General features: G+C 76.6%; 24 protein-coding genes. 8 read left to right on the top strand and 16 right to left on the bottom strand.

The genetic code is table 11. The features are described from left to right. Positions 1–17: 17 nt before the first annotated feature. On the top strand, positions 18–449 hold the full coding sequence (locus tag IEY94_RS23380; RefSeq protein ID WP_229783486.1) for a molybdenum cofactor biosynthesis protein MoaE: 432 nt from the start codon (positions 18–20) through the stop codon (positions 447–449). A gap of 39 nt (positions 450–488) precedes the next feature. Here IEY94_RS23380 and IEY94_RS08285 read toward each other — a convergent pair whose 3' ends face one another. The 7 genes from IEY94_RS08285 to IEY94_RS08255 form a co-directional block, all read right to left on the bottom strand. After that, entirely contained in the window at positions 489–1,328 is an 840-nt protein-coding gene (locus tag IEY94_RS08285; RefSeq protein ID WP_189169504.1) for an LppU/SCO3897 family protein, read from the bottom strand. Positions 1,329–1,484: 156 nt separating this feature from the next. After that, positions 1,485–2,177 carry an LppU/SCO3897 family protein gene (locus IEY94_RS08280; RefSeq protein ID WP_189169503.1) on the bottom strand — a complete coding sequence of 231 codons (693 nt, stop codon included), beginning with the start codon at positions 2,175–2,177 and terminating at the stop codon, positions 1,485–1,487. A 393-nt stretch (positions 2,178–2,570) separates the two neighbouring features. Beyond that, a complete protein-coding gene (locus IEY94_RS08275; protein WP_189169502.1) occupies positions 2,571–3,179 on the bottom strand; it encodes a response regulator transcription factor in 609 nt (202 codons plus the stop codon). A gap of 84 nt (positions 3,180–3,263) precedes the next feature. After that, entirely contained in the window at positions 3,264–4,442 is a 1,179-nt protein-coding gene (locus tag IEY94_RS08270) for a YycP family beta-propeller protein (RefSeq protein ID WP_189169501.1), read from the bottom strand. A gap of 9 nt (positions 4,443–4,451) precedes the next feature. Beyond that, complete coding sequence (locus tag IEY94_RS08265; protein ID WP_189169500.1) at positions 4,452–5,186, bottom strand: hypothetical protein; 735 nt, start codon at positions 5,184–5,186, stop codon at positions 4,452–4,454. A 354-nt stretch (positions 5,187–5,540) separates the two neighbouring features. After that, positions 5,541–8,819: a UvrD-helicase domain-containing protein gene (locus IEY94_RS08260; RefSeq protein ID WP_189169828.1), complete on the bottom strand. Its 3,279-nt coding sequence runs from the start codon at positions 8,817–8,819 to the stop codon at positions 5,541–5,543. A 176-nt stretch (positions 8,820–8,995) separates the two neighbouring features. Beyond that, positions 8,996–10,303: a metallophosphoesterase gene (locus IEY94_RS08255; RefSeq protein WP_189169499.1), complete on the bottom strand. Its 1,308-nt coding sequence runs from the start codon at positions 10,301–10,303 to the stop codon at positions 8,996–8,998. 90 nt (positions 10,304–10,393) lie between these two features. Here IEY94_RS08255 and IEY94_RS08250 point away from each other — a divergent pair, with 90 nt between their 5' ends. Then, positions 10,394–11,290, top strand: a complete 897-nt coding sequence (locus tag IEY94_RS08250) for a DMT family transporter (protein ID WP_189169498.1) — start codon at positions 10,394–10,396, stop codon at positions 11,288–11,290. 101 nt (positions 11,291–11,391) lie between these two features. Here IEY94_RS08250 and IEY94_RS08245 read toward each other — a convergent pair whose 3' ends face one another. The 3 genes from IEY94_RS08245 to IEY94_RS08235 are packed head-to-tail and all read right to left on the bottom strand — an operon-like array spanning position 11,392 to position 13,564. Continuing rightward, complete coding sequence (locus IEY94_RS08245; RefSeq protein WP_189169497.1) at positions 11,392–11,631, bottom strand: MoaD/ThiS family protein; 240 nt, start codon at positions 11,629–11,631, stop codon at positions 11,392–11,394. Between the two features lie 2 nt (positions 11,632–11,633). Further along, complete coding sequence (moaA, locus tag IEY94_RS08240) at positions 11,634–12,689, bottom strand: GTP 3',8-cyclase MoaA (protein ID WP_189169496.1); 1,056 nt, start codon at positions 12,687–12,689, stop codon at positions 11,634–11,636. After that, positions 12,686–13,564, bottom strand: coding sequence for a fructosamine kinase family protein (locus IEY94_RS08235; RefSeq protein ID WP_189169495.1), 879 nt, complete (start codon positions 13,562–13,564; stop codon positions 12,686–12,688). The genes moaA and IEY94_RS08235 overlap by 4 nt, the downstream gene beginning before the upstream one ends. 52 nt (positions 13,565–13,616) lie before the next feature. Here IEY94_RS08235 and IEY94_RS08230 point away from each other — a divergent pair, with 52 nt between their 5' ends. Together IEY94_RS08230 and IEY94_RS08225 are read left to right on the top strand one after the other, a co-directional pair. Next, positions 13,617–14,171, top strand: a complete 555-nt coding sequence (locus IEY94_RS08230; protein WP_189169494.1) for a GNAT family N-acetyltransferase — start codon at positions 13,617–13,619, stop codon at positions 14,169–14,171. Positions 14,172–14,211: 40 nt separating this feature from the next. Then, positions 14,212–14,772, top strand: a complete 561-nt coding sequence (locus tag IEY94_RS08225) for a dihydrofolate reductase family protein (protein WP_189169493.1) — start codon at positions 14,212–14,214, stop codon at positions 14,770–14,772. Here IEY94_RS08225 and IEY94_RS08220 read toward each other — a convergent pair. Continuing rightward, positions 14,769–16,544, bottom strand: a complete 1,776-nt coding sequence (locus IEY94_RS08220; RefSeq protein ID WP_189169492.1) for an RICIN domain-containing protein — start codon at positions 16,542–16,544, stop codon at positions 14,769–14,771. The two genes, IEY94_RS08225 and IEY94_RS08220, sit on opposite strands and share 4 nt — an antisense overlap. Positions 16,545–16,683: 139 nt before the next feature. Then, positions 16,684–18,327, bottom strand: coding sequence for a VaFE repeat-containing surface-anchored protein (locus IEY94_RS08215; protein WP_189169491.1), 1,644 nt, complete (start codon positions 18,325–18,327; stop codon positions 16,684–16,686). Between the two features lie 280 nt (positions 18,328–18,607). Here IEY94_RS08215 and IEY94_RS08210 point away from each other — a divergent pair, with 280 nt between their 5' ends. The 3 genes from IEY94_RS08210 (at position 18,608) to ddaH (ending at position 20,725) form a co-directional block, all read left to right on the top strand. Then, positions 18,608–19,351 (top strand): DUF2470 domain-containing protein, encoded by a 744-nt coding sequence (locus IEY94_RS08210; protein WP_189169490.1) that lies wholly within the window; start codon positions 18,608–18,610, stop codon positions 19,349–19,351. 70 nt (positions 19,352–19,421) lie between these two features. Beyond that, entirely contained in the window at positions 19,422–19,934 is a 513-nt protein-coding gene (locus IEY94_RS08205; protein WP_189169489.1) for a hypothetical protein, read from the top strand. 23 nt (positions 19,935–19,957) lie between these two features. Then, complete coding sequence (ddaH, locus tag IEY94_RS08200; RefSeq protein WP_189169488.1) at positions 19,958–20,725, top strand: dimethylargininase; 768 nt, start codon at positions 19,958–19,960, stop codon at positions 20,723–20,725. 30 nt (positions 20,726–20,755) lie between these two features. Here the strand turns inward: ddaH and IEY94_RS08195 are convergent, their stop codons facing one another. The 4 genes from IEY94_RS08195 to IEY94_RS08180 all read right to left on the bottom strand — a co-directional run bounded on the left by IEY94_RS08195 (position 20,756) and on the right by IEY94_RS08180 (position 23,780). Then, positions 20,756–21,502, bottom strand: a complete 747-nt coding sequence (locus IEY94_RS08195) for a GNAT family N-acetyltransferase (RefSeq protein ID WP_229783438.1) — start codon at positions 21,500–21,502, stop codon at positions 20,756–20,758. 70 nt (positions 21,503–21,572) lie between these two features. Then, entirely contained in the window at positions 21,573–22,373 is an 801-nt protein-coding gene (locus IEY94_RS08190; protein ID WP_189169487.1) for an ABC transporter permease, read from the bottom strand. Beyond that, positions 22,370–23,329 (bottom strand): ABC transporter ATP-binding protein, encoded by a 960-nt coding sequence (locus IEY94_RS08185; RefSeq protein WP_189169486.1) that lies wholly within the window; start codon positions 23,327–23,329, stop codon positions 22,370–22,372. Before IEY94_RS08185 ends, IEY94_RS08190 begins: the two co-directional genes overlap by 4 nt. Then, positions 23,313–23,780 carry a MarR family winged helix-turn-helix transcriptional regulator gene (locus tag IEY94_RS08180; RefSeq protein ID WP_189169485.1) on the bottom strand — a complete coding sequence of 156 codons (468 nt, stop codon included), beginning with the start codon at positions 23,778–23,780 and terminating at the stop codon, positions 23,313–23,315. Before IEY94_RS08180 ends, IEY94_RS08185 begins: the two co-directional genes overlap by 17 nt. A gap of 185 nt (positions 23,781–23,965) precedes the next feature. Here IEY94_RS08180 and recQ point away from each other — a divergent pair, with 185 nt between their 5' ends. Further along, the gene (gene recQ / locus IEY94_RS08175; RefSeq protein ID WP_229783437.1) at positions 23,966–25,786 is read left to right on the top strand and encodes a DNA helicase RecQ; all 1,821 of its coding nucleotides are present in this window, start codon (positions 23,966–23,968) and stop codon (positions 25,784–25,786) included. Positions 25,787–25,882 lie beyond the last annotated feature (96 nt).

The raw sequence follows: 25,882 nt of genomic DNA, 5'->3' as shown, positions 1-25,882 counted from the left end.
GCGCCGCCGGCAACGCGGTGGCGTCGGGTTCGGGTGTGGTGATCGCGGCGGTGGGTGCCGCGCCGCTGGACCCCGCCGCGCACGAGGCCGCCGTCCGGCACCCGGCGGCGGGTGCCGTGGCGGGGTTCGCGGGCGTCGTCCGGGACCACGACGGCGGGCGGGCGGTGGTCGGGCTGGAGTACGAGGCGCACCCCGACGCCGCGGCCGTCCTCGCCGGGATCGCCGCCGAGGTGGCCGCGGACCCGGCCGTCCGCGCCGTCGCGGTGAGCCACCGGGTCGGGCCGCTGGCCGTCGGCGAGGTCGCGCTGTGCGCGGCGGTGAGCAGCGCCCACCGAGGGCCGGCGTTCGCCGCGGTCGCCCACCTGGTCGAGTTGGTCAAGGAGCGGCTGCCGGTGTGGAAGCGGCAGCGGTTCGCCGACGGTACGCAGGAGTGGGTCAACTGCGCGTGAGGGCCCGGCCGCGACATCGGCCGGGCCCGCGCCGCGCGGTCAGCGCTTCTTCATGCAGAGCACGTAGCTGTCGGTGGGCGGGTCGCTGCCGGGGTGCGTGTACGTCGAGTCGTACTGCCCCCGCCCCGCGCCCAGGAACGGGTTGTCGCACTTGGTCCGGTCGGTGGTGAACAGCAGCCGGGCCACGACCTCGTACGCGCCCGCGGCGCACGGCACCTTGCGCAGCTTGGCGTCGCCCTCGTTGCCGTCGTTGACGACGCAGTCGCCCTTCTCGAACAACTGGTTGTCCGCGCCGGACGTCGTCGGCGTGGCCACGCCGGTGGGCAGCGCGTCGTCCTTCTTCTTCGCCTCGTCGAAGCCGAGCTTGGCGATCCAGATCGCCGCCGCGCCGCAGAGGCAGAGCAGCAGCACGATGACCGCGATGATCACCGCGACGACCTTGCCGGTCTTGCGCTTCGGCGGCGGTACGGGGAGGCCGGGCCCGGGGTACGGCTCGCCGATCGCCGGCGGCGGACCGCCGGGCGGGGGGAACGCGTCCCCCGGCGGGAAGGCGCCGCCGGGCGGCGGTACGGGCGGTGCCGGCGGCGGGGCGGCGGCGGGCGGGAAGCCGGGCGGGACCGCGCCGGGCGGCGGGAACGCGGCCGGCGGCGGCACCGCGCCGGGCGGGGGCGGTCCGGGCGGCGGGGGGAAGCCGCCCGGCGGCGGGCCGGGCGGGGGCGGGGTACCCGGCGGCAGGTCCGCCCCCGGCGGCCGCGCGGGCGGCGGCGGCGTGGGGTCGCTCGCCGGGTACATCGGCGCGGTGGGCTCCTCCGCCGGGTACAGGTGCCGCGTGGGCTCGTCCGGGTCGTTGCCGTACGGCGGCCGGGGCGGTTCGGACATGGTTCTCCTAGAGTCGTGGTCGCCGTGAGCGCCCGGGCACGGATCGCCCGACTCCCGGCGGCGCGCCCGGTGGGCACAGTCTTCCGGTCCTCAACCTAGCGGGCGGGGCGACACGCAGGGCCCCCGCGGCGCCGGTCGCGGCCCCGTCCGGCGCCGCTAGCGCGGGGTCGGAGCGGGGCGGCGGCGCAGGCACAGCACGAAGTCGTGGCTGTCCTCCGCGGCGTCGAAGAAGTAGTAGAACTCGTACCCGTCGATCTTGCCCTTGCACTTCTTCGTGTAGTCGCGGGTGCCGTCGAACCGGGCCAGGACCTGGTACTCCGCCGCCGAACAGGCCGCCACCCGCAGGTCCGGCTTGCGGTCGTTGCCGCGGTTGACGAGGCACTGCCCGGCGGTGACGCTGCGCGCGTCCGTGCCATGCGGGGTGGGCTCCGGCGGGCTCGTCGGCTGGTACGTCGGCGACGGCGGTGTGATGGTCGGCACGGCCTGCGGCGCGCGGCCGCCCTGCCGGCCCCACAGGTAGATACCGACGCCCCAGCCGGCGGCCGCGAGGATGGCCAGCAGGCACATGACCAGCGCCACCGTGAACGACCGCCGCCCGCGCGACGGCGGTGCGGGCGCCGTCCACTCCGGGGCCGGCGAGTCGACCGGCGCGGCCTGGGCCGGCGGGGCGTAGGAGACGCCGGTCGGGTCGTACGGCGGGACGTTCTGCGGCGGATGCGCCCACGGGCCGAGCGGGGCGCCGTTGCCGCCCCACGGGTCCGAGGGCTCGTCGTACCGTTCCGCGGCGGCGTCCTCGCCGGCGCCCCATGGTTCGGGCGGCTGCCCGGCGACGGGCGCGTCGTGCGACATCGGACCTCCTGGCTGCCCGGCGATCTCGCTCGCCGGTCCTGACGGGCACAGCCACCGTAGCGTGCAGGCCCGCCCGGGTCGCCCCCCGGGAACGCGCGGTCACCCCGCCGCCGCCGGGAATCGCGCGCCGCGCCGACGTGCGTGATCTGCGGAAATTCCCGCCGGTCGGCGCGCCGCGGCGAACGGTGCGCCCGGTCGGCGCCGGCCCGCGCGCCGGGCGACACCACCTCCGGGACACGCCGCGACACCACCTCCGTTACACCGCAGCGCATCCGTACCCACACGACGAGTGACCAACGCCACGGTGCATCCGGGGCTCGCGCGCTGGCCGGGGGTCCGCGGCCGGGGCCGTCGGCATCGCCCGGATCCGGGGCCGCGCCGGCGCGGCCGGGGTCAGAGGAGGCCGTGCTCCGTGGCCGCGGCCAGCGCCTCGGCGCGGCTGTGCACGCCGAGCTTGTCGTACACCCGGGCGAGGTACGTCCGGACCGTCGACTCGGTGAGGTCCATGCTGGTCGCGATCGCCGCGTTGTTGGCCCCCACGTACAGGTGGCGCAGCACCTGGGTCTCGCGCGGGCTCAGCGCGGCCGGCGCCCGCCGGCGGGACAGCGCCCCGGTCGGGTCCGGCGCGGCGAAGTTGGTCGGCGCCAGCGCGGCGCGGTGGATCGCCGCGCGGACCGCCTCGACGCCCGCCGAGCGGGTGAGGTACCCGGAGAACCGGTGCTCGAACGCGCGGTACAGCACCGCGTCGTCGACCGGTCCGACCAGGATCAGGCCGAGGTGCGGCTGGTCCTGCCGGAGCAGGCGGCCGAGTCGCAGGCCGTCGACGCCGGGCAGGTCCAGGTCGACGAGCAGGACGTCGGGGCGCCGGGCGGCCACGAGCTGCCGGGCGGGCGCCGCGTGGCCGGCCTGGCCGACGAGGTCGAGTTCGGGGTCGGCGTCCAGCGCGGCGGCGTAGCCGAGCTGGGCCATGGTGTGCGGGTCGGCGGTGACGACACGGATCACGGCACCCTCCTCTGGATCTGTCGTACGGGAAGCCCAACGCGCCGCGCCCGCCGAGGAAACCATCACGACTCGCCATAAGTATGGTCAAGGTAAGACAAGTAGGTCGTGCGGCGTCACCCCCTCCTCGACCAGCGCGCCCAGGCCCCGGACATCGAGCTGGCGCAGCGGCGAGCCCGTGTCGGCGTCGTACGTGGTCAGCGTCGCCGGCTGCCCGAGGTCCACCGGCTGGTGCAGGACGTGCAGCCGGCTGTCCGACCAGTACGTCAGCGCCAGGCCCATCCGGTACGGCGGCAGCGGCAGCGCCACCCCCCGCCGGACCTCGCCGGTGGCCAGCGTGACCGCGAGGATCCCGCCCTGCCCGTCGACGTGGTACAGCCGGCCGGCGTGCACGTGCGTGCTCCGGTCGACGTGCCAGCTCGTCAGCTCCTCCTGCTCCTCGGTGTCGGCGTACTTGCGGACGAGCCGGTGCCGGACCGCCGCGGTGCGCAGGTCGACGCTGCACACGGCGGCGGCGGGGGCGGCCCCGATCGTCTCGTACCAGAAGTGCACCGCGCCGCCGGCGCAGCCGAGCCGCCCGGCCACCGTGCCGAACGTCGCCGGCGTGCGCGGCCAGCGGGCGACCGTGGTGACGTCGAGCCGCTCGCCGAAGCGCAGCCGCAGCAGGCTCACCGGGCGCTCCGGCGCCCCGCCCGGGCCGTGCGCCTCGGCGAGCGCGTACACGTCGTCGCCGCACTCCCCCGCGGCGATCAGGTACCGGTCGATCGACCCCGCCCGGGCCGGGCCGGTGCCGTCGGGCCCGCCGCGCCAGGTCGCCTCGAAGCGGTACCCGCCGGGGACGCCGGTGCGACCGGCGTTGAACAGCGTCACGTACCCGGCCGACGGGAGCCAGGCGGCGAAGAAGCCGATCGCCCGCGGCGCGCGTCGGTACGTGCCGCCGGCCCCGCCGACGACCGTCTCCGCGGTGGCCTCCGGGACCTGCACCGAGAGCCGGCCGCGGCCGGCCAGCTTGCCCATGTCGAGGCCGCCGGTGCGGTACACGTCGATCCCGCCGTCCCGGCCGACGAACACCGCCCGGCCCTGCTGGCTGCTCTCGAACGACTGGGTGGACAGGTGGATCACGGCGGCGCGGTCGGTCAGGTAGTCGGTGGGGAACCGGTGCCCGGCCAGCAGGGGGGCCTCCCGCCCGCAGCCGGCGGCGGCCAGCGCGAGCGCGAGGACCAGGGTGAGGGCGGCGGGCAGCGCCGGGGGGATGCGGGGGATCACGGCAGCGCGCTATCCGCCGATGACGCGGTACACGGTCGACTGCGGCGCGTCGCGCACGTCCCGCGGGTACACGCCGGCGCCGCCGTTGCGGTCCAGGTCGGGCCCGCCGGTGGCCCGGTACGCGCTCCACACCAGCTTGCTGCAATTCTTCGCGCCGACGTGCGCGGTCAGCCGGTTGGTGGCGAAGTTGTACGAGTACCCGTCCCGGCCGACCCGGCCCAGCGCCCAGGCCACCGCCCGGTCCCGGCCGGCCCGCGCCACCCGCACCTCGAACAGCGCGGCGCCGGAGCGCACCCAGCGCCCGTGGTACGGGATCGTGTACACCTTCTTCCCCGCCGCGATCTCGGTGATCTGGTCGACGGCCGAGTACAGGCCCACGTGCCCGTGGTCGACGCCCGCGGTCGCCGCGGGCGTGTAGTAGGCGTCGCCGGCGTGCCGCGCCCGGACCAGCCGGTGCTCGCCGCCGCTCCCGCCGTACGGCCGGGGGGCGGCGGCCGCGCGCACCCGGCGCTGCTCCGCGGCGCCGCGGGCGCGGTCGGCGGCGATCTCGGCCAGGACGCGGCGCGCGGCGCGCGCGACGGTCCCGCCGTCGGCCGCCGCGGCCGCGCGCAGGGTCGCCCGGACCTCCGCCGGGGGGACGCCGGGCAGGGCCGCGACCAGCGCGGCGACCGGGTCGTCGGGGGCCGCGGCGGGCGCGCCCGCGGCCAGCATCGTCAGCACACCCCACACCGCCAGGTCCGGCATCGGACACCTCCCGCGGGACGGCCGAGCCCGGCCGGGGGGTGCCGGTCGGGGTCGGGAACGGGCTCCACTGCGGACGCCCTACCCGACGGTAAGCGCGGGCGAGAAGGCGGGTCAATCGGCGGGCGCGCGGAGCGAAATCGATCACGTCGAACGACGCCGAAACGCCGCCCGCCACGCCGCCGCTCGACATGATCACGACCACCACCGCGACCACCACCGCGACCGCGGCCACGCCGTCCGGCCACGACCACGGCACCGGGAGCGCCCGGCCGCGGTGGGCGGATCAGAGCGCGCACCCGCTGATCGACGGCCAGCGGGCTCGGCCTCGGCGGCGGCGGGTCGCGATGGACGGGATCAGAGCAGGCGGAGCTGGCGGTCGCGCGGGGCGCGGACCGTCGTGTCGTGCAGCGTCCGCAGCAACCCGGGGTCGATCGCCGCCAGGAACGGCGTCACCCGCGCGTCCCGCTGCGCCCCGAACCGGAACCGGGTCGCCGCCGACGACAGGTACAGCCGGTTCTGCGCCCGGGTCAGCCCGACGAAGAACAGCCGCCGCTCCTCCGCCACCGCGCCCTCCGACGGCGGGTCGCCGGGCAGCCGCAGCGGCAGCAGCCCGTCCTCGCAGCCGACCAGGAACACGACCGGGAACTCCAGGCCCTTCGACGCGTGCAGGGTGAGCAGCGTGACCGCCTCGGCGCGCGGGTCCAGCGCGTCCACCTCGGCGCCGGTGGCGATGGCGGTAAGGAACGCCGCCGGGTCCGCCGCGTGCTGCGCGGCCAGCGGGCCGAGCAGGTCGGCCGCCGCCCACACGTCCTCCGGGGTGACCGCGCCGGCGCCGTCCAGGGTCGGGGCGGTGTGCCGGTCGGCGAGCTTGCGGGCCGCGGCGGCGAGCCGGTCCGGTACCGCGCCGCCGCCGCTGGCCAGCCGCAGCTCGCGGGCGAGCGCCGCCACGCCCGCGCGGTCGCGCAGCCGGTTGTGCGAGCGCTTCTGCACCGGGATGTTGGCCCGGCTGAGCGCGTCCACGATCGGGGCGGCCTGGGCGTCGGTGCGGTACAGCACCGCGATGTCGCCGAACGACAGCGCCTCCGGCACCGCCGCCCGGGCGTCGACCCGGCCGTCGAACGAGCGGTGGGACAGGCCGCCGACCAGCTCGTCGACGGTCCGCGCGACGAACTCGGCCTCGTCGGCGGGCGTCCGGGCGGCGTACCGGCCGATCAGCGGGGCGTCGGGGTCGAGCCGGGCCGGGTCGAGCCGGCGGTCCCGGACCAGCGAGGTCGGGGCGATCGCCTGGACGGCCGCGGCGACGATCGGGGCGGCCGAGCGGTAGTTGCGGGTGAGCCGGACCTGCCGGGCGTCGGTGAAGTCGTGGGCGAACCGCAGGAAGTACTCCACGTCCGCGCCGCGGAAGGAGTAGATCGCCTGGTCGGGGTCGCCGATCGCGTACAGGTTGCCGTCCGCCGGGGAGAGCAGCCGGAGCAGGGCGTACTGGTCGGCGTCGACGTCCTGGTACTCGTCCACGAAGATCCACACCCACCGGTCGCGGTACTCCCGGACCAGCTTCGGGTGGCCGTCCAGCATCGCCACGGCGAGCGGGACCAGCTCGTCCAGGTCGACCAGGTTCGTGGCGCGCAGCGCCTTGCGGTACGCCGCATCGTCCTCCCCGGCCTCGTCGCGCGCCGCGGCCCGCTGGACCTCGTCGGCGATCGCGAAGCCGTCGGCGAGGCCGGCGGCGCGCGGGTGCTCGCGCAGGAGTTGCAGGGCGAGCGCGTGGAACGTGCCGACGGTGATCTGGTCGGCGTCGAGCGCGAGCAGGTCGGTGAGGCGTTCGCGCAGCTCCTGCGCCGCCCGTCGGGTGAACGTGATCGCCAGACATCGCTGCGGGTTGACGTTCAGCTCCGCGCACAGGTACGCGATCCGGTGGGTCAGCGTGCGGGTCTTGCCGGTGCCGGGGCCGGCGACGATGAGCATCGGTCCGCTGTGCACGGACGCGGCGACCCGCTGCATGGCGTCGAGCCGGTCCAGCAGGCCCGTCCCGACCTCCTCCATCCCGGCCAGCATCGGCTCGAACGGCTCGTGCGGCGACGCCTTGCCCGCCGGGCCGACGGCCGCGGGCCGCGGCGCCGGGGCGGGGGGCGGGGTCGCCGGGCGGGCGGCCGCGCCGTCCCCGCCGCGCCGGGCCGCCGCCGCCACGGGGGCGGCGGGCGCGTCGGCCACCACGGGCGCGGCGGCGCCGTCGCCGCCGCCCCGCCCGGCCGGGACCGCCGGCCGCGCCGCGGGCGCCGGCCGCGGCGCCGGCACGTCGAACAGCGCCTCGGCCTGGGCGGCGGTCTCCCGGCGCAGCTCGTCCGGGGCGAAGACCTTGATCACGCCGTACACGCCGTCGTAGCCCGGCGTCCGGTGCACCGCGCCGCGGCGCAGCCGGCCGATGGCCTCGCCGAGCAGCTCGCCGCCGGCCCGGCCGACCTCGTCCAGCGGTACGGACGTGAGGATGTCCAGCTCCGGCCCCAGCGCGGCGACGAGGTGCTGGATCCGCCCCTCGACGGTCTTGCTGCGCGGCCCGACGCCGTGGATCTCGCCGACCACCTCGGCCAGCGGGATGAGGTGGGTGACCGGTTTCGCGTTCGGCCGGGTGGCGCCGGCCGGGCGGTCGGCCAGCTCCTCGATCCGGCTGAGTACGCCGACGGTCAGCCCGTGCCCGCAGACCGGGCAGATGCCGCCGGCCGCCCGGGTGCGCTCCGGGTCCCAGCGGACGTCGCAGGCCCGGTGCCCGTCGGCGTGGTACTTGCCCTCCTCCGGGAAGAACTCGATCGTGTCGTGCAGGCCGTCGCCGGTGCGCAGTGCCGCCCGGATCGCGTGGTAGTCCAGGGCCGCGGTGAACCGGGTCGCCTCCCTGGCCAGCGCGGGCGGCGAGTGGGCGTCCGAGTGCGACACGAGCTGGTACCGGTCCAGGCTGGACACCCGCCAGTTCATCGCCGGGTCGCTGGACAGGCCCGTCTCCACCGCGAAGATCTCGTCGGCCAGGTCGGCGTAGCAGTCGGCGATCGCGTCGAAGCCGGACTTGCTGCCCAGCGCGGCGAACCACGGCGTCCAGATGTGCGCCGGGACCAGGTATCCGTGCTCGCTGGCGGTCAGCGTGATCTCCAGCAGGTCGCGGGAGTCCAGGCCGAGGATCGGGCGGCCGTCCGAGCCGAGGTTGCCGATCCGGCCGAGCACCTGGTTGAACCGGGCCGCGGCGCCCAGGTCCGGCAGGTACACCAGGTGGTGCACCTTGCGGGTGGCCCCGTCCCGCTTGTAGATCGTGGAGATCTCGACGGACAGCATGAACCGGGTGTACGCGCCCTCGTCGGCGAGGATCGGCGGCAGCCGGCGGTCCACATCGGCCTGCGGCTGCGGGCGCAGCCGGAACAGCCCCGGCTCGGCGGGGACGAGCGACTCGCGCAGGTGGTCGTACCAGGCGGGATGGGTGAAATCACCCGTACCGAGCACGCTGATCCCCTTGCGCCGGGACCACCAGGCGAGGTTCGGCAGCGTGAGATCGCGGCTGCACGCCCGCGAGTACGAGGAGTGAATGTGCAGGTCGGCGACGTACGGCCGGTCGACCGGCGGGGGCGCGGCCGCGGGCTCCGGCCGGGCCAGCGGCGACCCCTCGACCCCGTACGGCGACACGACGGTCCCGGGCACACCGGCCCCGGGTACGGCGGGATCACCGGCTTCGGAACGCAGCGGAGGCACGCCGCATCTTGGCACGCCGCGCCGGCGCGTCCGCACGCGCCACGCGCGGGAGGCGGAATCCGCCGGACCGGCGCCGGTCCTTACCGGTCCGCGCGCAGCCGGACCAGCGAGACCTGCGGCGGCGCGCCGACCCGCACCGGCGGACCCCAGAAACCGGCCCCGTTGGTCACGTACACCCGGGTGCCGTCGACCTCGCCCAGCCCGGAGACGACCGGCTGCTCCAGCCCGACCAGGTAGTTGAACGGGACCATCTGCCCGCCGTGGGTGTGGCCGGAGAGTTGCAGGTCGACGGCGTACTTCGCCGCCTCGTGCGCCTGCACCGGCTGGTGCGCCAGCAGGATCGACGGCCGCGCCGGGTCCCGGTCGGCGAACGTCCGGGCGAAGTCCGGGGCCAGGCCGTCGCCGACCGGGCCGAAGCCCTGCGGCTCGCCGCCGGCCACGTCGTGCACGCCGGCCAGGTCGAGGCCCTCGATCGGTACCCGCTCGTTGGCCAGCACCCGGACGCCGAGCCTCGGCAGCTCCACCAGCCACGGCGCGACGCCGGAGTAGAACTCGTGGTTGCCGGTGACGAAGAACGACCCGTACCGGGAGCGCAGGTCGCGCAGCGGCGCGGCGGCGGCGCCCAGCTCCTCGACCGTGCCGTCGACCAGGTCGCCGACGATCGCGACGGCGTCGGCGCCGAGGCGGTTGATCGCGGCGACGATCCGCTCGGTGTGCGCGCGGCCGTTGATCGGGCCGAGGTGGATGTCGGAGACGACGGCGATGCGGAAGCCGTCCATCCCGCGCGGGAGCTTGGCCAGCGGGATGTCGACGCGGTCGAGCTGCGGGGGGCCGAGGGCGGTGCGGATGCCGTACCCGGTGATGCCGGTGGCGGTGAGGCCGGCGAAGATCGCGGCCCCGCGGCGCAGGAGCAGCCGCCGGGCGGCGTCGTGATCGGCCCCGTCCGGCTCCGCCCGGCCGGGCGGAGCCGCTGGGTCCGGGGCCGGCTCCGCGGGCTCGCCCGGCGCCGGCTCCGGCTCGCCCGGCGTCGGCTCGCCCGGCGTCGGCCCGGCCGGCTGCTCCCCGGTCGCGGGGGTGGCCGGGGCGGGCCCGCGGGCGCGGCGGCGCCAGAGCGCGGCCGCCAGCGGGAGTTCCAGGGCCAGGAGGACCACCAGCAGGTAGAACATGAGGGCGATCCACACATAGCCGGGGGCCAGCCACCCGGCGCCCTGCCGGGTGCCCACCAGCACCACCGGCACCAGGAGGGCCAGCGCGACCACCAGCGCCGTCCCCGCCCGGCGCGGCCAGCCGCCGCGCGCGGTCGTGTCCGCGACCAGGCGCCGCCACAGGTAGCCGTGGATGCCGCCCACCACGGCGAGGATCACCCCGAAGAAGATCACCGTACGCACTCCGCACCCCACTCCCCGGCCGCCCGGCCCGGCTCGAACGTACCCGGGGGGAGGTCAACTCCGCGACGGGACACCTCGTACGGTGACGCGATGACCATGTCAGTCGGGCGCGGGCGGGTCCTGGTCGTGTGCTCGGCGGCCGGGTTCGGGCTGATGCCGGTCCTCGCCCGGTACGCGTACGCCGCCGGTCTCAACGTGCCCACCCTGCTGCTGTGGCGGTTCGGGCTGGCGGCGGCGCTGCTGTTCGGGTACCTGGCGCTCGCCGGCCGGCTGCGGCTGCCCGCCGGGCGGGAGTGGGGGCGGCTGCTCCTGCTCGGCGGGGTGCTGTACGCGCTCCAGGCGATGCTGTACTTCTCCGCCGTCCGGTTCGTCTCGCCGGCGCTGGCGGCGCTGCTGCTGTACCTGTACCCGGCCCTGGTCCTGCTGCTGCACGCGGCGCTGTCCCGGACCCGGCCCGCGCCCCGGCAGCTCGCCGCCGTCGGGGTGTCGCTGGCCGGGCTGGCGGTGGTGCTCGGCTACCCGGGCGGCGGCGTCCGGCTGGCCGGGGTGCTGCTGGCGCTGGCCGCGGGCGGCGTCTACGCCGCGTACATCGTGCTCGGCGACCGGACGGCCGGGACGATGCCGCCGCTGCTCACGGCGGGCTGGGTGGCGGCGTTCGCGGCGGCGGCGTTCGGCGTGACCGGGGCCGCGACGGGGTCGCTGCACGGCGGGATCACGGCGGCCGGCTGGGGCGCGATCGCCGGGGTGGCCGTGTTCTCGACCGTCGTGGCGATCGGCTGCTTCTTCGCCGGGATGGCGGTGATCGGGCCGACCGGTGCGGCCATCCTGAGCATGGTCGAGCCGGTGGTGAGTGTGGTCGCGGCGGCGGTGCTGCTGAGCGAGGCGGTGACCGGGTGGCAGGCGGCCGGCGGCGCGCTGGTGCTGGCCGGTGCGGCGTGGGGCGTCCTGGCCGACCGCCCGCCCCGCCGCGACACCCCGCCCACCTAGCGGCCCGCCCGGCCCGCGCCGGCCCGCCCGCGCCCGGCCCGCATCGGCCCGGCCGGCGCCGGCCGCCAGGCCGCGGCGCCCGGCCGCCGGCGGCCCGCCGGTCAGCCGCCGGCGAAGGGCGGCAGGACGTCGAGGGTCGCGCCCGGCCGGACCGGGCCGGCGCGATCCCGCGCCGCCGCCCCGTCGACCAGGTACGAGCAGCGGGCCAGCACCCCGGCCAGCGCCGGCCCGTGCCGCTCGCCCAGCCCCGCCAGCACCGCGCCCAGCGGGCCGGCGGGGACCCGCTCGCTGTCCGTGCCCGCCGCGGCCCGGGCCGCCGCGAAGTACCGCACCGTGATCATCCTCAGCCCCCGATCGCCGACATCGGCCGCGGCGGCGGGGCGAACCCCGGCGCGTCGACCCCGTGCCCGGCCGCCTTGCCCCACATCGCCGTCCGCCAGCGCTCGGCCAGCGCGGCGTCGTCCGCGCCGGACCGCAGCGGCCCGCGCAGGTCGGTTTCGGCCCGGGCGAACAGGCACGCGCGGACCTGCCCGTCCGCGGTCAGCCGGGTCCGGTCGCAGGCGCGGCAGAACGGGCGGGTCACGCTGGCGATCACGCCGACCCGGGCGGGCGCGCCGGCGGCGTCGCGGTACCCGTCCACCAGCCAGGTCTCGGCCGGCGCCGGGCCGCGGTCGGCCGGGTCGGGGCGCAGCCGGTACCGCGCCCGCAGCGCGCCGAGGATCTCGTCGGCGGTGACCATGTCCGCCCGGCGCCAGCGGCCGCCGGCGTCCAGCGGCATCTGCTCGATGAACCGCAGCGCGTACCCGTGGGCCAGCGCGTACGCCAGCAGGTCCGGCGCCTCGCCGTCGTTGACGCCGCGCATCAGCACGGCGTTGAGCTTGACCGGGGCGAGCCCGGCCGCCGCGGCCGCCGCGATCCCGGCGAGCGTGTCGGCGAGCCGGCGGCGGCGGGCCAGCGCGGCGTACCGGTCGGGGTCGAGGGTGTCCAGCGAGACGTTGACCCGGTCCAGGCCGGCGGCGCGCAGCTCCGCCGCCCGCGCGGCCAGGCCGATCCCGTTGGTGGTGAGCGACAGCCGCGGGCGGGGGCGCAGCGCGGCGGCGGCCGCGACGATCCCGGCCAGGCCGGGGCGCAGCAGCGGCTCGCCGCCGGTGAACCGCACCTCGCTGACCCCGAGCCGGGTCACCGCCACCCGGATCAGCTCGCCCACCTCGGCGTCGGTGAGCAGGTCCGGCCCGGGCAGCCAGGGGACGCCCTCGGCCGGCAGGCAGTACGTGCAGCGCAGGTTGCACCGGTCGGTCAGCGACACCCGCAGGTCCCGGGCCACCCGCCCGTGCACGTCCACCAGCCCGCCGGCCGGGTCGCGCTCGCGGCCGGCCGCGCCGGGCGGGTCGGTGGTCACAGCCGGTCCGCCGCCGCGCGGACCGCCCCGGCGTACCCCGCGCCGAACAGCGCCGCGTGCACCAGCAGCAGGTGGAGCTGGTGCAGCGGCACCCGGTCCCGCCAGCCGTCGGCCAGCGGCGCGGCCTCGGCGTACGCGGCGAGCAGCCGGTCCAGGTGCGGCAGCCCGCCGAACAGCGCCAGCGTCGCCAGGTCGGTCTCCCGGTGCCCGCCGTGCGCGGCCGGGTCGACCAGCCACGCCCGCCCGTCGGCGGCCCACAGGACGTTGCCGGGCCACAGGTCGCCGTGCAGCCGGGCGGGCGGCTCGTCCCCGCCGTACGCCCCGATCCGGTCCCGCACCCGCTCGACGGCGGCGACGTCCGCGGGGGACAGCGCGCCGGCGTCGGCGGCCCGGCGCAGGTATGGGTCGAGCCGGCGGCGGGCGAACCACGGCCCCCACGGCCCGGCCCCGGCGGTGTTGTCCAGCGGCAGCCCGCCGATCCAGCCCGGCCACGCCGCCCCGAACGCGGGCGCCCCGGCGGCGTGCAGGGCGGCCAGCCCCCGGCCCAGCTCCTCGGCGCCGGCCGCGGTGGGCGCGCCGGGCTCGACCCAGTCGAGCGCGAGCAGCTCCGGCAGCGCGGTGAGCACCCCCGGTACGGGCACCGCCCCGGCCTCGCCGAGCCAGCGCAGCCCGGCGGCCTCGGCCGCGAACAGCCCGTCCGGCGCGGGCCCGGCCCCCGCCGGCCAGCTCTTGGCGAACACCGAGTGGCCGTCGTCGAGGGTGAGCCGGCGCGCGGTGCACGTGCCGCCGCCCGGTACGGGCGTCTCGCGGATCCGCTGGTGGGTGAGGAAGGTGGGCAGGTGGTCGGGGTGACGGCGCAGGTAGGCGATGTCCATGCGATCTCCCACTTCGGCTCCGGCGGGGGCGGATCGGGTTCATTATGGCGACATGACCGATCGCTACGGAGCGACAGCTATCAGTGACCGGATCGACGTGGCCGTCCGGCCGTACCGGCCGACCGACCACCGCGAGGGCCGCCACCTCTGGGCGGAGCTGGCCGCCGAGCGCGCCCGGCAGTACCCGCTGGCCGCCGACGAGGGCGACGGCGAGACCGCGCGCGGCGCGGGCTTCGAGGAGTACCTGGCCCGGATCGACCTGGCCGGCGTCTGGGTCGCCGAGGACGACGACGAGGGCGTCGTCGGGCTCGCCGGCCTGGTCCTGCGGGAGAACGCCGGCGAGATCTGGCCGATCGTCGTCAGCGAGCCGTACCGGGACAGCGGCATCGGCACCGCCCTGGTCCGGGCCGTGATCGACGTCGCCCGGCGGCGCGGGATGCGGGCGCTCGGCGTGTCGCCGGCCGTCCGGGACACCGCCGCCCTGCACTGCCTGCACCGGGCCGGCTTCACCGCCCTGGCCAGCGTCGAGCTGACGCTGGACCTCGGCCGCCGCCGGCTCGACTGGCAGGAGGGCATGGACGTCGCCGGCCTGCCCTTCCGATACTGAGCCGCGCGGCCCCGCCCGGGCGCCGCGCGAAGGGGGAGCCGTGCGCGAGCTGACCTACCTGGTCGCGGTGACGATCGACGGGTACATCGCCGGCCCGGACGGCGGGTTCGACTTCTTCGCCGCCGACGCGGTACCGGAGATCGCCCGCGCCTGGCCGGAGACCATGCCCGCGCCGCTGCGGGCCGCGTTCGGCGTGGCCGACGCGCCGAACCGCGCCTTCGACACCGTGCTGATGGGCCGGGCCACCTACGCCCTCGGGCTGCCGGACCGGCCCAGCCCGTACCCGCACCTGCGCCAGTACGTCGTCTCCGCCACGCTGGCCGACCCGGACCCGGCGGTCACGGTGATCCGGGCGGACCCGCTCGGCGCGGTCCGCCGGCTCAAGGCCGAGCCCGGCGGCGGGATCTGGCTGTGCGGCGGCGGCAAGCTGGCCGCGGCGCTGCTGCCGGAGATCGACGCGCTGGTGCTGAAGGTGAACCCGGTGCTCGCCGGGGACGGGATCCCGCTGTTCGCCGGCACCGCGTTCGACCCGCGGCGCTGGGACCTGACCGAGCGGCGGGAGTTCGCCGGCGGCGTCGTCGCCCACCGGTACGCCCGCTAGCGGGGCCCGTCCGGGAGCAGGTCGCGCAGCGGCCCGGCCGGCACCGGCTCGGCCGGCGGGGTCCCGCCGCCCTCCTCGCCGCCGCGCACGACCATGCCGGGGCTGTTCCACTTCTGGAGCTGGACCAGGGACGGCAGGGCCACGCTCTCGTCGTCGTCGGCGGGCCGGTCCTCGGTCCGGCACGGCAGGACGCCCATCTTCTGCGGGCCGGTGTAGCTGTACCAGTGGGCCTGGAAGTCGTGGAACGACGGGTCCCGCTGGGCCTCCTCGGTACCGGGGATGGTCAGGCACCGGCCGGTCGCCGGGTGGGTGATCCGGTACTCGGTGTCGTAGTCGCCGGTGTCGCCGTACCGCACCCACTGCTGCTCCGCCGACCCGTCGCAGCGCAGCGGCTGGACCAGGCGGCGCGCGTTCGGCTCCAGGCAGAGCCGGGTGGTCCCCTTCACGGTGTAGATCGGGCCGGGTTCGCTGGCGCCGGTGCCGGTCGGGGTGGCGGGCAGGCGGAAGAGCTGGGACCAGTCGGTGTCGGCGACGCTCGGGTTCTGGAAGCACTCGCTCGGGAACATGAACGTCTCGTCCGGGACCTCCTGCCGGACGTAGATGTTGTTGCTGTCGTCGATGGCCGCCGCGCAGTAGCCGGGCGCGACGGCGTTGCGGAGCTGGGCCAGCTCGCACGGGTGGGCCGGCCGCTCGGGGCAGGCCGCCGTGCGCATGCCGGCCACCCCCGGCCCGACGTACGGGAACGGCGCGAAGTGCTGCCGGGTGTTCAGCGCCCGGACGCGGCAGTTGCCGCCGGTGGCGATCACCAGGCCGGAGCCGGGCGTGCCCGGGTCGGCCACGTTCAGGCAGCGGCCGCTGAGCGTGTTCGCGGCGGTGCCCAGCTCGTAGTTGCGGAAATTGTTGTAGTACCACTTCTGCCGCGGCGGCACCGGGGTCACGCAGGGGCGCATCGTCGGCACGGTGCCGGCCGGCGGCGCGTCGGCGCCCGCGTCCAGGCACATCGCGCCGCTGGCGTTCGGCGTGCGCAGCGAGCCGACGGTGGCCAGGGTGAGGTCGGAGCGGTAGTACCAGAACTGCTCGTACCCGACGCCCAGCCGCTCCCGGAAGTCCATCGGGCACGGCTGCATGGTCACCGGCGTGCCGGCGGGCGGGACGGAGCCGCGGGCCTCCATGCACAGCGCGTCGGTGGGCGGCGCGCCGACGGGGTTGAAGGCCAGGATCAGGCGCGGGTGGGCGTACACGTCCTCGGCCGGGGTGTACGGCGCCACCTCCCCGCCGCCGGCGTGCAGCGGGTACAGGCCGCTGAGCGTCCGGCTGGCGCCGCCGGTACCGGTGCCGGTGGCGGTCAGCCGCATCCACGTGCTGCCGGGCGCGCAGGCCGTCGCGGCGTCGCCGGTACCGGGGGCGCGGCTGCCGGCGGTGGCGTAGAACTGGGCGACGACGGTGTACCGGTTCGCGCCGGTGCTGGCCGCGAACGTCACCGGGCTCGCGCTGGGGCTGCTGCCGCACAGCTCGCCGTACGTGGTCATGCTCCGGACCCGGGCCAGCGCCACCTCCAGGCCGGTCTGCGCGCTGCGCAGCGCGGCGCCCCGGTCGACGGTGAGCCGGGTGTGCCCGGCCCGGGTGAGCGCGGCCGGCAGGGCGGCGGCGGTGAGCGCCATCGCGACGAGGGCGAGCAGCATCGCCAGCGGCATCGACCCGCGGTCGGCACCGGCGGGCTCCGGCCCGGCGCCGCCCGGCGCCCGGTCGGTCATGGCGGCGCCCCTGTCCACCGCACCCCCCTCGTTCCGGTCCGCACCTCTCATGATCGGCAATCGGGCCGGCGACCTGACCCCGGACGCGGGAACGCGCCCGGGGGGCGGCGGCCGTGGCCACCGCCCCGCGGGCGTCGTTTTCTGTCTGTTTCGTGCCTCAGTGTCCGATCGTGCCGAGGGCGGCCCGGCGGCGGCGCGCGGCCACCGTCAGCAGCCCGCCCACGCCGAGGGCGAGCACGCCGCCGCCGATCAGCAGGCCGAGCGAGGTGCCGGTGACCGGCAGGCTCGGGCCGGCCGGCGGCTTCGGCGCCGGGTGCGCCGGGGTCACGCCGGCGACCTCGACGCCGACGCCGACGGTCTGCGCCACGTCGTCGATGTCCCGGTGCTCGGCGACGACCCGGCCCTTGCGGGTGATCGTCTCGAACGCGACCAGCGTCCGCCCCTCGTGGTCGTCGCCGACCTCGAACACGACCTCGACCGTGCCGTCGACGTGCTTGCCGTCGCCCTCGGCCTCCGGCGTGGTGAACGTGCGCCGGGCGGTGATCCCGGTGCCCCTGCCGGTGGCCTTGTCCATCAGCTCGCCGGAGATGGTGAACTCGGTGTCCGCGCGCAGCCCGGAGTACGTCACGACGTCGATCACCCGGCCGCCCCGCGGGGTGAGGGTCTTGTCGCCGTCGGCCTTGTCCGACGCCGAGGTCGTCAGGGTCGGTACCGGCTTGCCCGGCTTCGGCGGCTGGCCCGGCTCGGTCGGCGTCGGGGTGACCACGGGCGGCTTCGGCACGGCGGTCCAGCGGACGATCGTCCGGTCGTGCGCCGGGCCGTACTGCCGGCTGCCGGTGACGTACGACTGGGTCCGCACCGAGGTGCCGGTGAACACCCGGCCGGCGTTGACCAGCACCGCGTTGTCCGAGGTGAAGTCCAGGCTCGCGGTACCGGCGGCGGCGTCGGCGGGCGCCTTGACGAACAGCTTCTGCCCGTCGCCCAGGTTGTTCGGGTCGACCGGCGCGCCGGCGCTGTCGACGAGCTGCACGCCGGCCGGCAGGGCCGAGGTCAGCCGGGCCTTGTCGCCGCTGGTTCGGACGGTCATCGGGCCGATCAGCGTGCCGGCGGCGCCGGAGGAGTCGGCCGGGCTGACGGACATGCCGGTCCGGGCGCCCTCGCCCTCGGCCAGCTCCTCGGTCCGGTCGACGAAGAAGTCGTACACCTTCCGGGTGTCGCCGACGGCGCCGTCGGCGCCGCTGCGCGCGTCCGGGCTCCGCACTTCGGCCAGCGCCGTGTCGTCGCTGAGGGACCAGAGCGCGGCCTGGGTACCGGAGATCGCCTCCTGCGCCTGGAGGCCGTTGGTCAGCCCGGTCCGGCCCTCGGCGGCCAGCCACTCGGCGACCTCGCGCTGCATGGTCGAGGCGCCGACGGCGGCGATGCTGTGGTTCACCACCCAGTTGATCTCGGGCAGGTGGTCCCGGGCGTTGTTCTTGCCGGGGTACTGCGCCCACGGGACCTGCTGCATCGCGGCGTTGGTCCGCGTCGTCCGGGTCAGCTCGATGCAGTACGCCATCAGCCGGTCCCGGGCGTTGCCGTTGATGTCGATGCCCTGGCGCGAGGCGGACCACGTGCCGCCGACCATCCGGATCGGGATCGGCGCCCGGCCGAGCGCGCTCTGCGACCACTGGGTCGGGGCGCTGGTCGCCCTGCCGGCGGTGGCCGGGTCGGCCAGGGCGGCCCCGGGCAGGACCGCGGCGCCGGCGGCGCCGACGAGGGCGGCCAGGGCGAGCGCGCGGCGGCGGGGGGAGGAGTGAGCCATCGCTGTGTGCAACCTTCCGGATTACGTAGACCGACGTCCGTGGGTTCAAAGGCTGCGGTGATTCCCGCCGGACGGGAAGGTCGCGGCGGCCGAACTGGCGGGGCGGCCGGGCCGCTCGTGCCGACCCGGACCAGCCGCCCTCGGGTGAACGCGACGGCCGGCCGGGCGGCCGGGACGACGCCGCCCCCGACGCCCCGCCCGCGGCGGCGAAAACCACGCCGACCGGACGAATCGCCGCGGCGACGTGACTTTTAGGTAAGGCTTGCCTAAGGTATGGGCCATGGAGATGGGTGTAGCCGAAGTGGCCCGGACGCTGCTCAACGGGCGGCTCGCGGGGGCGCTGCGCTGCGACGGGTCCGGCGAGGCGCTCGCGGTCTGCCACGCCACCGACTGCACCGGGCGGCCGATGGTCCTCGTCCGCGACGGCGACGACCTGGCCCGGGCGCTGCTCTGGCGCACCGCCGCCGGCGACCCGCTCGCCGTGCTGACCGTCCCCGACGACCCGCCGGTGCTCGGCGCCCCGAGCCGCGGCCGGGCCAGCGTCGCCGGCCGGCTGCGCCGCGTCCCGGACCCCGAGCTGCGGACCGCCCGGATCGAGTTCGCCGAGGCCAACCCGGTGCCGGCGCTGTTCGACGTCGGCGCGGGCGCGGCGCTGTACCGGATCGACATCGAGGAGATCCGGCTGCACGCCCCCGGCGAGCACCACCTCATCGACGCCGACGACTACATCGCCGCCGACCCCGACCCGCTGCACGTCGTCGAGCGGGACATCCTGCTCGACCTCGCCGACCACCACAGCCCCGAGATGGAGGGGTACTTCCGGGCCATGCTCGCCGCGGCCGGCATCGGCTGCCCGCAGCCGCCGCGCGCGGTCCGGCTCGACCGGTACGGCTTCGTCGTCCACGTCGGCGGCCCCGACCCGACCATCCGGCTGGAGTTCCCGGTACCCGTCCGGGACGAGCAGGACCTGGCCCACCTCCTCCACCCGGTGCTGTTCCACGGGTCCCTGCACGGCGCCGAGTAGGCCGGACGTCGGGTTTCGTCGATGCCCCGGGCGTCGTAGGCTCGGCACCCCCGTCCGTCAGGAGTGCACCGTGCCGCACCGCACCGTTCGTACCGGTACCGCTCCGCTGGGTGCCGCCCTCCTCGCGCTCGCGGCCGCCGCCCTCACCGGCTGCGGCGGCTCCGCCGACCGCCCGCCGGCGGCCATCGCGACCACGCCGCCGCCGTCCGCCGGCACCCCGGCCGACCCCACCGCGACCCCCGGCGGGCCGACCGGCGGCGCCACCCCCGCCCCGGGCCGCCCGAGCGCCGACCCCGCGCCGAGCCGCCGGCCCGGCGGCACCGGCGGCGGGGGCGCCGCCCGCCCCGGCGTCGGACCCGGCGCGCCGGACCGCTGGCTGTGCACCTGGGAGCGGCTGTGGCTGGCCGAGCAGGCCGACCCGGCGACCGCCGCGCAGGCGCTGAAGAAGGTCGAGGAGTTCCGGACCAAGCCCGGCTACCAGCAGCTCGACGGCCCGGCCCGGCAGTCGCTGGACGACGACATCGCGAAGGCGCGCAAGGGTGACGGGAGCGGATTCCGGGCGTACGTGGATTCCCGCTGCTGAGGCGTCCACATAGGGTGGTGGGCATGACCCGCCGCGTGGCGCTGCTGCGCCGACCGTCCCCGCTGCTCGCCGACGGCCTCGTCACTCACGTGGACCGGCGCCCGGTCGACCCCGCGCTGGCGCTGGACCAGTGGACCGCGTACGCCGCCGCGCTCACCGCCCACGGCTGGACCACGCTGGAGGTGCCGCCGCTGGACGCCTGCCCCGACGGGGTGTTCGTGGAGGACGCGGTCGTCGTGTACGGCGACCTGGCCGTCCTGCTGCGCTCCGGCGCCCCGTCCCGCCGCCCCGAGACCGCCGGGCTGGCCGACGCGCTGGAGCCGTTCGGGTACCTGGTCGCCACCGTCGCCGACCCCGCCACGGCCGACGGCGGCGACGTCCTCAAGCACGGCGACCGGGTGTGGATCGGCGCCAGCGGGCGCACCAACGCCGCCGGCGTCGCCCGGCTCACCGACCTGCTCGCCGCCCGCGGGGCGACGGTCTCGGCCGTACCGGTCAGCCGGGTGCTGCACCTCAAGTCCGCGGTCACCGCGCTGCCCGACGGCACGATCCTCGGCCACCCGCCGCTGGTGGACGACCCGGCCGCCTGGGGTACGGCGTTCCTGCCGGTACCGGAGCCGGCCGGCGCGCACGTCGTCGTGCTGGACGAGCGGACGGTGCTGCTGTCGGCGGCGGCGCCGCGGACGGCGGAGCTGCTGGCCGGGCGCGGGCTGGCGGTCGTACCGGTGGACATCTCGGAGTTCGAGAAGCGCGAGGGCAGCGTCACCTGCCTCTCGGTCCGCCTCCGCTGACCCCCTCGACCGCCGCCCGAGCGGCGGGGGTCAGAGGCGGTGGCGGACCCAGACGTTCGGCTCGACGTACACCGCCACGCCCGCCGCCGCGTCGCAGTGCACCGGCGCCAGCGCCCCCGGCACGACCACCGGCCCGGTCCGGTCGAACGGCAGCCCCGTCCGCTCCCGCCACTGCGCGAGCGTGCCGGGGATCGTCATCGAGTACGGCGCCACCCCCAGCACCGCCCCGCCGAGCCGCTGGTGCACCCGCAGCCAGGGGTCGGCGAGCAGGCCGTCGGGCCGGGTCCGTTCGAGGTACGCCGCCATCGACTCGGCCGGGTACGCGTGCTTGCCGCTCGGCCGCACCGGCGCGACCAGGTCCCGGAAGCCGAGCGCCCGGGCCCGGTCCCGCATGGCCGCCAGCAGCGGCAGCGCCAGCCCCTTGCCCCGGTACGCCGGGCTGATCCCGATCTCCAGCGCGGACGCGACCGGGCCGGGCGGGGCCGCGCCCAGCCGGTGCCCGGCGCCGGCCAGCACGACGGCGTCCCAGCCGCCGGGCGGCAGGTCGGCGGCGAGGTCGCCGTCGAACGGGAACGGGGTGAAGTACAGCTTGGCGACCGGGTTGTCCGCGCCGTCGTCGGCGACGAGGACGTACTCGGCCAGCTCGTCCTCGCGGCCGTAGACGAGCGCGGCGACGGGGTCGTGCCACATGAACCGCGGCCAGACGTCGCCGAGGCGCTCGGCGATCAGGGCGCGGGCGGCGGGCCACTCGGCGAGACTGCGTACGCGAAGCTCCACCCGCCGATCGTCGCCGATCCGCGCCGCGCGCGCGACGCCATTCCCGACCCGCGGCCCCGCCCGGTGACCCTCAGCCCAGGGCGCGGCGGCGGAAGCCGAGCAGGCCCAGCACCGTGAACAGCACCGCGAACCCCGCCAGCGCCAGCACCGACCACACCGGCGGCACGTGCTCCACCGCCGGTACCAGCGCCGCCCGCACCCCCTCCGTGCAGTACGTCAGCGGGTTGAGCGCGCTCACCACCTGGAACCAGCGGAGCTGGTCCAGCGCCAGCAGCGGGTACTGCGTCGCCCCGGTGAACATCAGCGGCCCGATGATCAGCCCGAACATCACGCTGATCTTCGACGGCGGCACCGCGGTGCCGATCGTCATGCCGATCGCCGCGCCCGTCCACGCCCCGAGCACCAGCGCCGCCGCCAGCAGCGGCAGCCCCGCCGACCGCCAGGGCGCGCCGCCGAGCACCAGCGCGCTGACCGGGTACATGATCACCGCCGCGAACAGCCCGCGCAGCGCCGCCATCACCAGCTTCTCGACGGCGACCAGGTCGGTCGGGATCGGGGCGAGCAGCCGGTCCTCGATCTCCTTGGTCCAGCCGAACTCCATCACCAGCGGGAACGCCACGCTCTGCAGCGCGGTCAGGAACGCGGCCAGCGCGACGATGCCGGGCAGGAACAGCGTCCGGCCGAAGTCGCCCTGCACGTACCCGAGGCTGCCCAGCACCTTGGCGAAGATGAACAGGGTGAACAGCGGCATCAGGGTGACCTGCACCAGCAGCACCCAGAACTCCTTGCCGGTGACGAACACGTCCCGCCAGAGGATCGCCAGGAACGCGCGGCCGGGGCCGCCGCGCGGCGCGGGGATCGGGTCGATCATCGCAGCCCCCGTCCGGTCAGGTCGATGAACACGTCCTCCAGGCTGGCCGTGCCGAACTGCACGTGCCGCAGCGCCGCGCCGCGGGCGTCCAGCGCCGCCGCGACCGGGCCGAGCTGCCCGGCCGGGTCGCCGTCGACCCAGAGGCGCAGGTGCAGTTCGTCGCCGGGCGGGCCGAGGTGCTCGCCGCGGGCGATGCCGGGCAGCCGCTCGAGGTGGGCGAGGGCGTCGCCGTCCGCGCCGGCCACGGTGAGGTCGAGGACGGACGTACCAGTCAGCCGGCGGGTCAGCGCGGCCGGCGAGTCGAGCGCGAGCAGCCGGCCGTGGTCGACGATGCCGACCCGGTCGGCGAGGTCGGCGGCCTCGTCCATGTCGTGCGTGGTGAGCACCACGGTCACGCCGCGGTCGCGCAGCCCGCGGACCCGCTCCCAGACGAACCGGCGCGACTGCGGGTCCAGCCCCGTGCTGGGCTCGTCCAGGAACAGCACCCGCGGCTCGTGCATCATCGACCGGGCGATCATCAGCCGCTGGGCCATCCCGCCGGAGTAGGCGTCCACCTTGGCGTCGGCCTGCTTCGCCAGGCCGAACTCGTCCAGCAGGGCCGCCGCGCGGGCGTTGCGCTCGGCCCGCCCGAAGCCGTGGTACGCCGCGTGGAAGGTGAGGTTCTGCCGCGGCGTGAGCGAGCGGTCCAGGTTGCTGCGCTGCGGTACGACGGCCAGCCGGGCCCGGGCGGCGACCGGGTGGGCGGCCACGTCGATGCCGTCGACGGCGGCGCGCCCCTCGGTGGCCCGGACGAGCGTGGTCAGGATGCCGACGGTGGTCGACTTGCCCGCGCCGTTGGGGCCGAGCAGGCCGAAGATCTCGCCGGGCGCGACGGCGAAGCTCAGCCCGTCGACGGCGTTGCCGTCCGCGCCGGGGTACCGCTTGACCAGGTCCTCCACCTCAACAGCCGGCGCCATCGCCCGCCCCTCCCCGTGTGATCACGTCGATCAGGTAGTCCCGGATGATCGCCTCGCGTACCGGGTCGACGGGAACCGCCGGCGGCAGCGCCGCGCGCAGGTCGCGGGCGATGTCCCCGGCCCGGGCCGCGCCCGCGTCGGTGAGCGCGAGCCGGGCGGCCCGGCGGTCGGCGGGGTCGCGCTGACGCTCGACGTACCCGGCGCGGACGAGCGTGTCGACCACGCCGCTCAGCGTGGCCGGCGTGACGAACAGGTACTCGGCCACCCTGGCCTGGGTCAGCCCGCCGCCGCGCCGGGCCCGGTACAGCACGGCCAGGGTGCTGGCGCCGGTCGGCGACAGGCCGTCCTGCGCGCTCACCACCGCGGACCACTGCCGGCCGACGATCCGGCCGGCGATGGCGAGCAGCGCGCTGAGCGGCCGGTCCGCCAGGCTCTCCCGTGGTGTGGTCACCCCACGATGTTAGGCCCCGAACGATTAGCTGCCAAACCTTTTTCCGCGGCACCGTGGACCATCCTCGGCGATCATGCGGTGGTCAGCGCGGGAATCCGGCATTCCGCGTCCGCTCGACATGGTCACCCGGGGCAACGCGCCGGCCGGGTTGTGACCGGCGTCGGGGACGGTGGAGGATCGTGGGCGTGGATCGGGCAGCAGAGGTCTTGCAGCGGGTTTTCGGCTACGACGCGTTCCGGGGTGACCAGCAGGAGATCATCGAGCACGTCGCCGGCGGCGGCGACGCCCTCGTGCTCATGCCCACCGGCGGCGGCAAGTCGCTGTGCTACCAGATCCCGGCGCTGCTGCGCGACGGCGTGGGCGTGGTCATCTCGCCGCTGATCGCGCTCATGCAGGACCAGGTCGACGCCCTGCGCACGCTCGGCGTCCGCGCCGGGTTCCTCAACTCCACCCAGGACGCGCACGAGCGGCGCGCGGTCGAGGCCGCGTTCCGGTCCGGCGAGCTGGACCTGCTGTACCTCGCCCCGGAAGGGCTGAACACCGGCGCCGCCGCCCGGCTGCTGGACGAGGGCCGGATCGCCCTGTTCGCGATCGACGAGGCGCACTGCGTGTCCCAGTGGGGCCACGACTTCCGGCCCGACTACCTGGGGCTGTCCGTCCTGCACGAACGGTGGCCGGACGTACCGCGGATCGCGCTCACCGCCACCGCCACGACCGCCACCCGGGACGAGATCGTCGACCGGCTGCAACTCGCCGGCGCGCGCCGCTTCGTCTCCAGCTTCGACCGGCCCAACATCCAGTACCGGATCGTGCCCAAGAACGAGCCCCGCAAGCAGCTCCTCCAGCTCCTGCGCGACGAGCACCCCGGCGACGCCGGGATCATCTACTGCCTGTCCCGCGCCGCCGTGGACAAGACCGCGGAGTTCCTGGTGGGGCAGGGGATCGCCGCGCTGCCGTACCACGCCGGGCTGGACGCCGGCACGCGCGCGCGGCACCAGAGCCGGTTCCTGCGCGACGACGGGCTGGTCATGGTCGCCACGATCGCCTTCGGGATGGGCATCGACAAGCCCGACGTCCGCTTCGTCGCGCACCTCGACCTGCCCAAGTCGGTCGAGGGCTACTACCAGGAGACCGGCCGCGCCGGCCGGGACGGGCAGCCGTCGACCGCCTGGCTCGCGTACGGGTTGCAGGACGTCGTCCAGCAGCGCAAGCTCATCGACACCTCGGCCGGCGACCGGGCGCACCGGCGCAACGCCACCGCCCACCTCGACGCCATGCTCGCGCTCTGCGAGACCGTCGAGTGCCGGCGGATCCGGCTGCTCGGGTACTTCGGCCAGGAGGCCGGACCGTGCGGCAACTGCGACACCTGCCTCCAGCCGCCGCAGGCGTGGGACGGCACGGTACCGGCGCAGAAGCTGCTGAGCACGGTCCTGCGGCTGCACCGCGAGCGCGGCCAGACCTTCGGCGCCGGCCAGTCGATCGACATCCTGCTCGGCCGGCGGACCGACAAGGTCGTCCAGCACCGGCACGACGAGCTGACCACGTTCGGCATCGGCGAGGAGCTGGGCGAGTCCGAGTGGCGCGGGGTGGTCCGGCAGCTGCTCGCCCAGGGCCTGCTGGCCGTCGAGGGCGACTACGGCACGCTCGCGCTGACCGCCGACAGCGGCGCCGTGCTGAGCCGGCAGCGGCAGGTCATGCTGCGCCGCGAGCCGAAGCGCCCCACCCGCACCGCCGGCGCCCGGCCGAGGGCCGCCGCCGTGGACCTGGCGCCCGAGGCCGAGCCGGTGTTCGAGCGGCTGCGCGCGTGGCGGGCCGTGACCGCGAAGGAGCAGGGCGTGCCGGCGTACGTGATCTTCCACGACGCGACGCTGCGGCAGATCGCCACCGAGCTGCCGGGCGACCTGGCGGCGCTCAGCGGGATCAGCGGCGTCGGCGAGACCAAATTGGACAGGTACGGCGAGGGGGTGCTCGGTGCGCTCGCCGGTACCGGCGAAATAGCGGACTAGCCCGCGGAGCGCAAGCCGCATCCACCGTCATCGTTCGGTGTTATGCATCACGGAAAATCGGGGACGATGAATGGACTCATGAGCCGAATCGGCGGT

This window comes from Pilimelia anulata (assembly GCF_014647895.1).
GTDB classification, from domain to species: domain Bacteria; phylum Actinomycetota; class Actinomycetes; order Mycobacteriales; family Micromonosporaceae; genus Pilimelia; species Pilimelia anulata.
This window is presented reverse-complemented; position numbering and strand designations above follow the sequence as displayed.

Bases quoted from the DNA above. Each gene is read 5' to 3' on its own strand.
- IEY94_RS08190 (WP_189169487.1), bottom strand. From the start codon at position 22,373: ATGATCGACCCGATCCCCGCGCCGCGCGGCGGCCCCGGCCGCGCGTTC.
- ddaH (WP_189169488.1), top strand. From the start codon at position 19,958: ATGACCCGCCGCGTGGCGCTGCTGCGCCGACCGTCCCCGCTGCTCGCC.
- IEY94_RS08280 (WP_189169503.1), bottom strand. From the start codon at position 2,177: ATGTCGCACGACGCGCCCGTCGCCGGGCAGCCGCCCGAACCATGGGGC.
- IEY94_RS08185 (WP_189169486.1), bottom strand. From the start codon at position 23,329: ATGGCGCCGGCTGTTGAGGTGGAGGACCTGGTCAAGCGGTACCCCGGC.
- IEY94_RS08285 (WP_189169504.1), bottom strand. From the start codon at position 1,328: ATGTCCGAACCGCCCCGGCCGCCGTACGGCAACGACCCGGACGAGCCC.
- IEY94_RS08210 (WP_189169490.1), top strand. From the start codon at position 18,608: ATGGAGATGGGTGTAGCCGAAGTGGCCCGGACGCTGCTCAACGGGCGG.
- IEY94_RS08250 (WP_189169498.1), top strand. From the start codon at position 10,394: ATGACCATGTCAGTCGGGCGCGGGCGGGTCCTGGTCGTGTGCTCGGCG.
- IEY94_RS08235 (WP_189169495.1), bottom strand. From the start codon at position 13,564: ATGGACATCGCCTACCTGCGCCGTCACCCCGACCACCTGCCCACCTTC.
- IEY94_RS08230 (WP_189169494.1), top strand. From the start codon at position 13,617: ATGACCGATCGCTACGGAGCGACAGCTATCAGTGACCGGATCGACGTG.
- IEY94_RS08215 (WP_189169491.1), bottom strand. From the start codon at position 18,327: ATGGCTCACTCCTCCCCCCGCCGCCGCGCGCTCGCCCTGGCCGCCCTC.
- IEY94_RS08245 (WP_189169497.1), bottom strand. From the start codon at position 11,631: ATGATCACGGTGCGGTACTTCGCGGCGGCCCGGGCCGCGGCGGGCACG.
- IEY94_RS08265 (WP_189169500.1), bottom strand. From the start codon at position 5,186: ATGCCGGACCTGGCGGTGTGGGGTGTGCTGACGATGCTGGCCGCGGGC.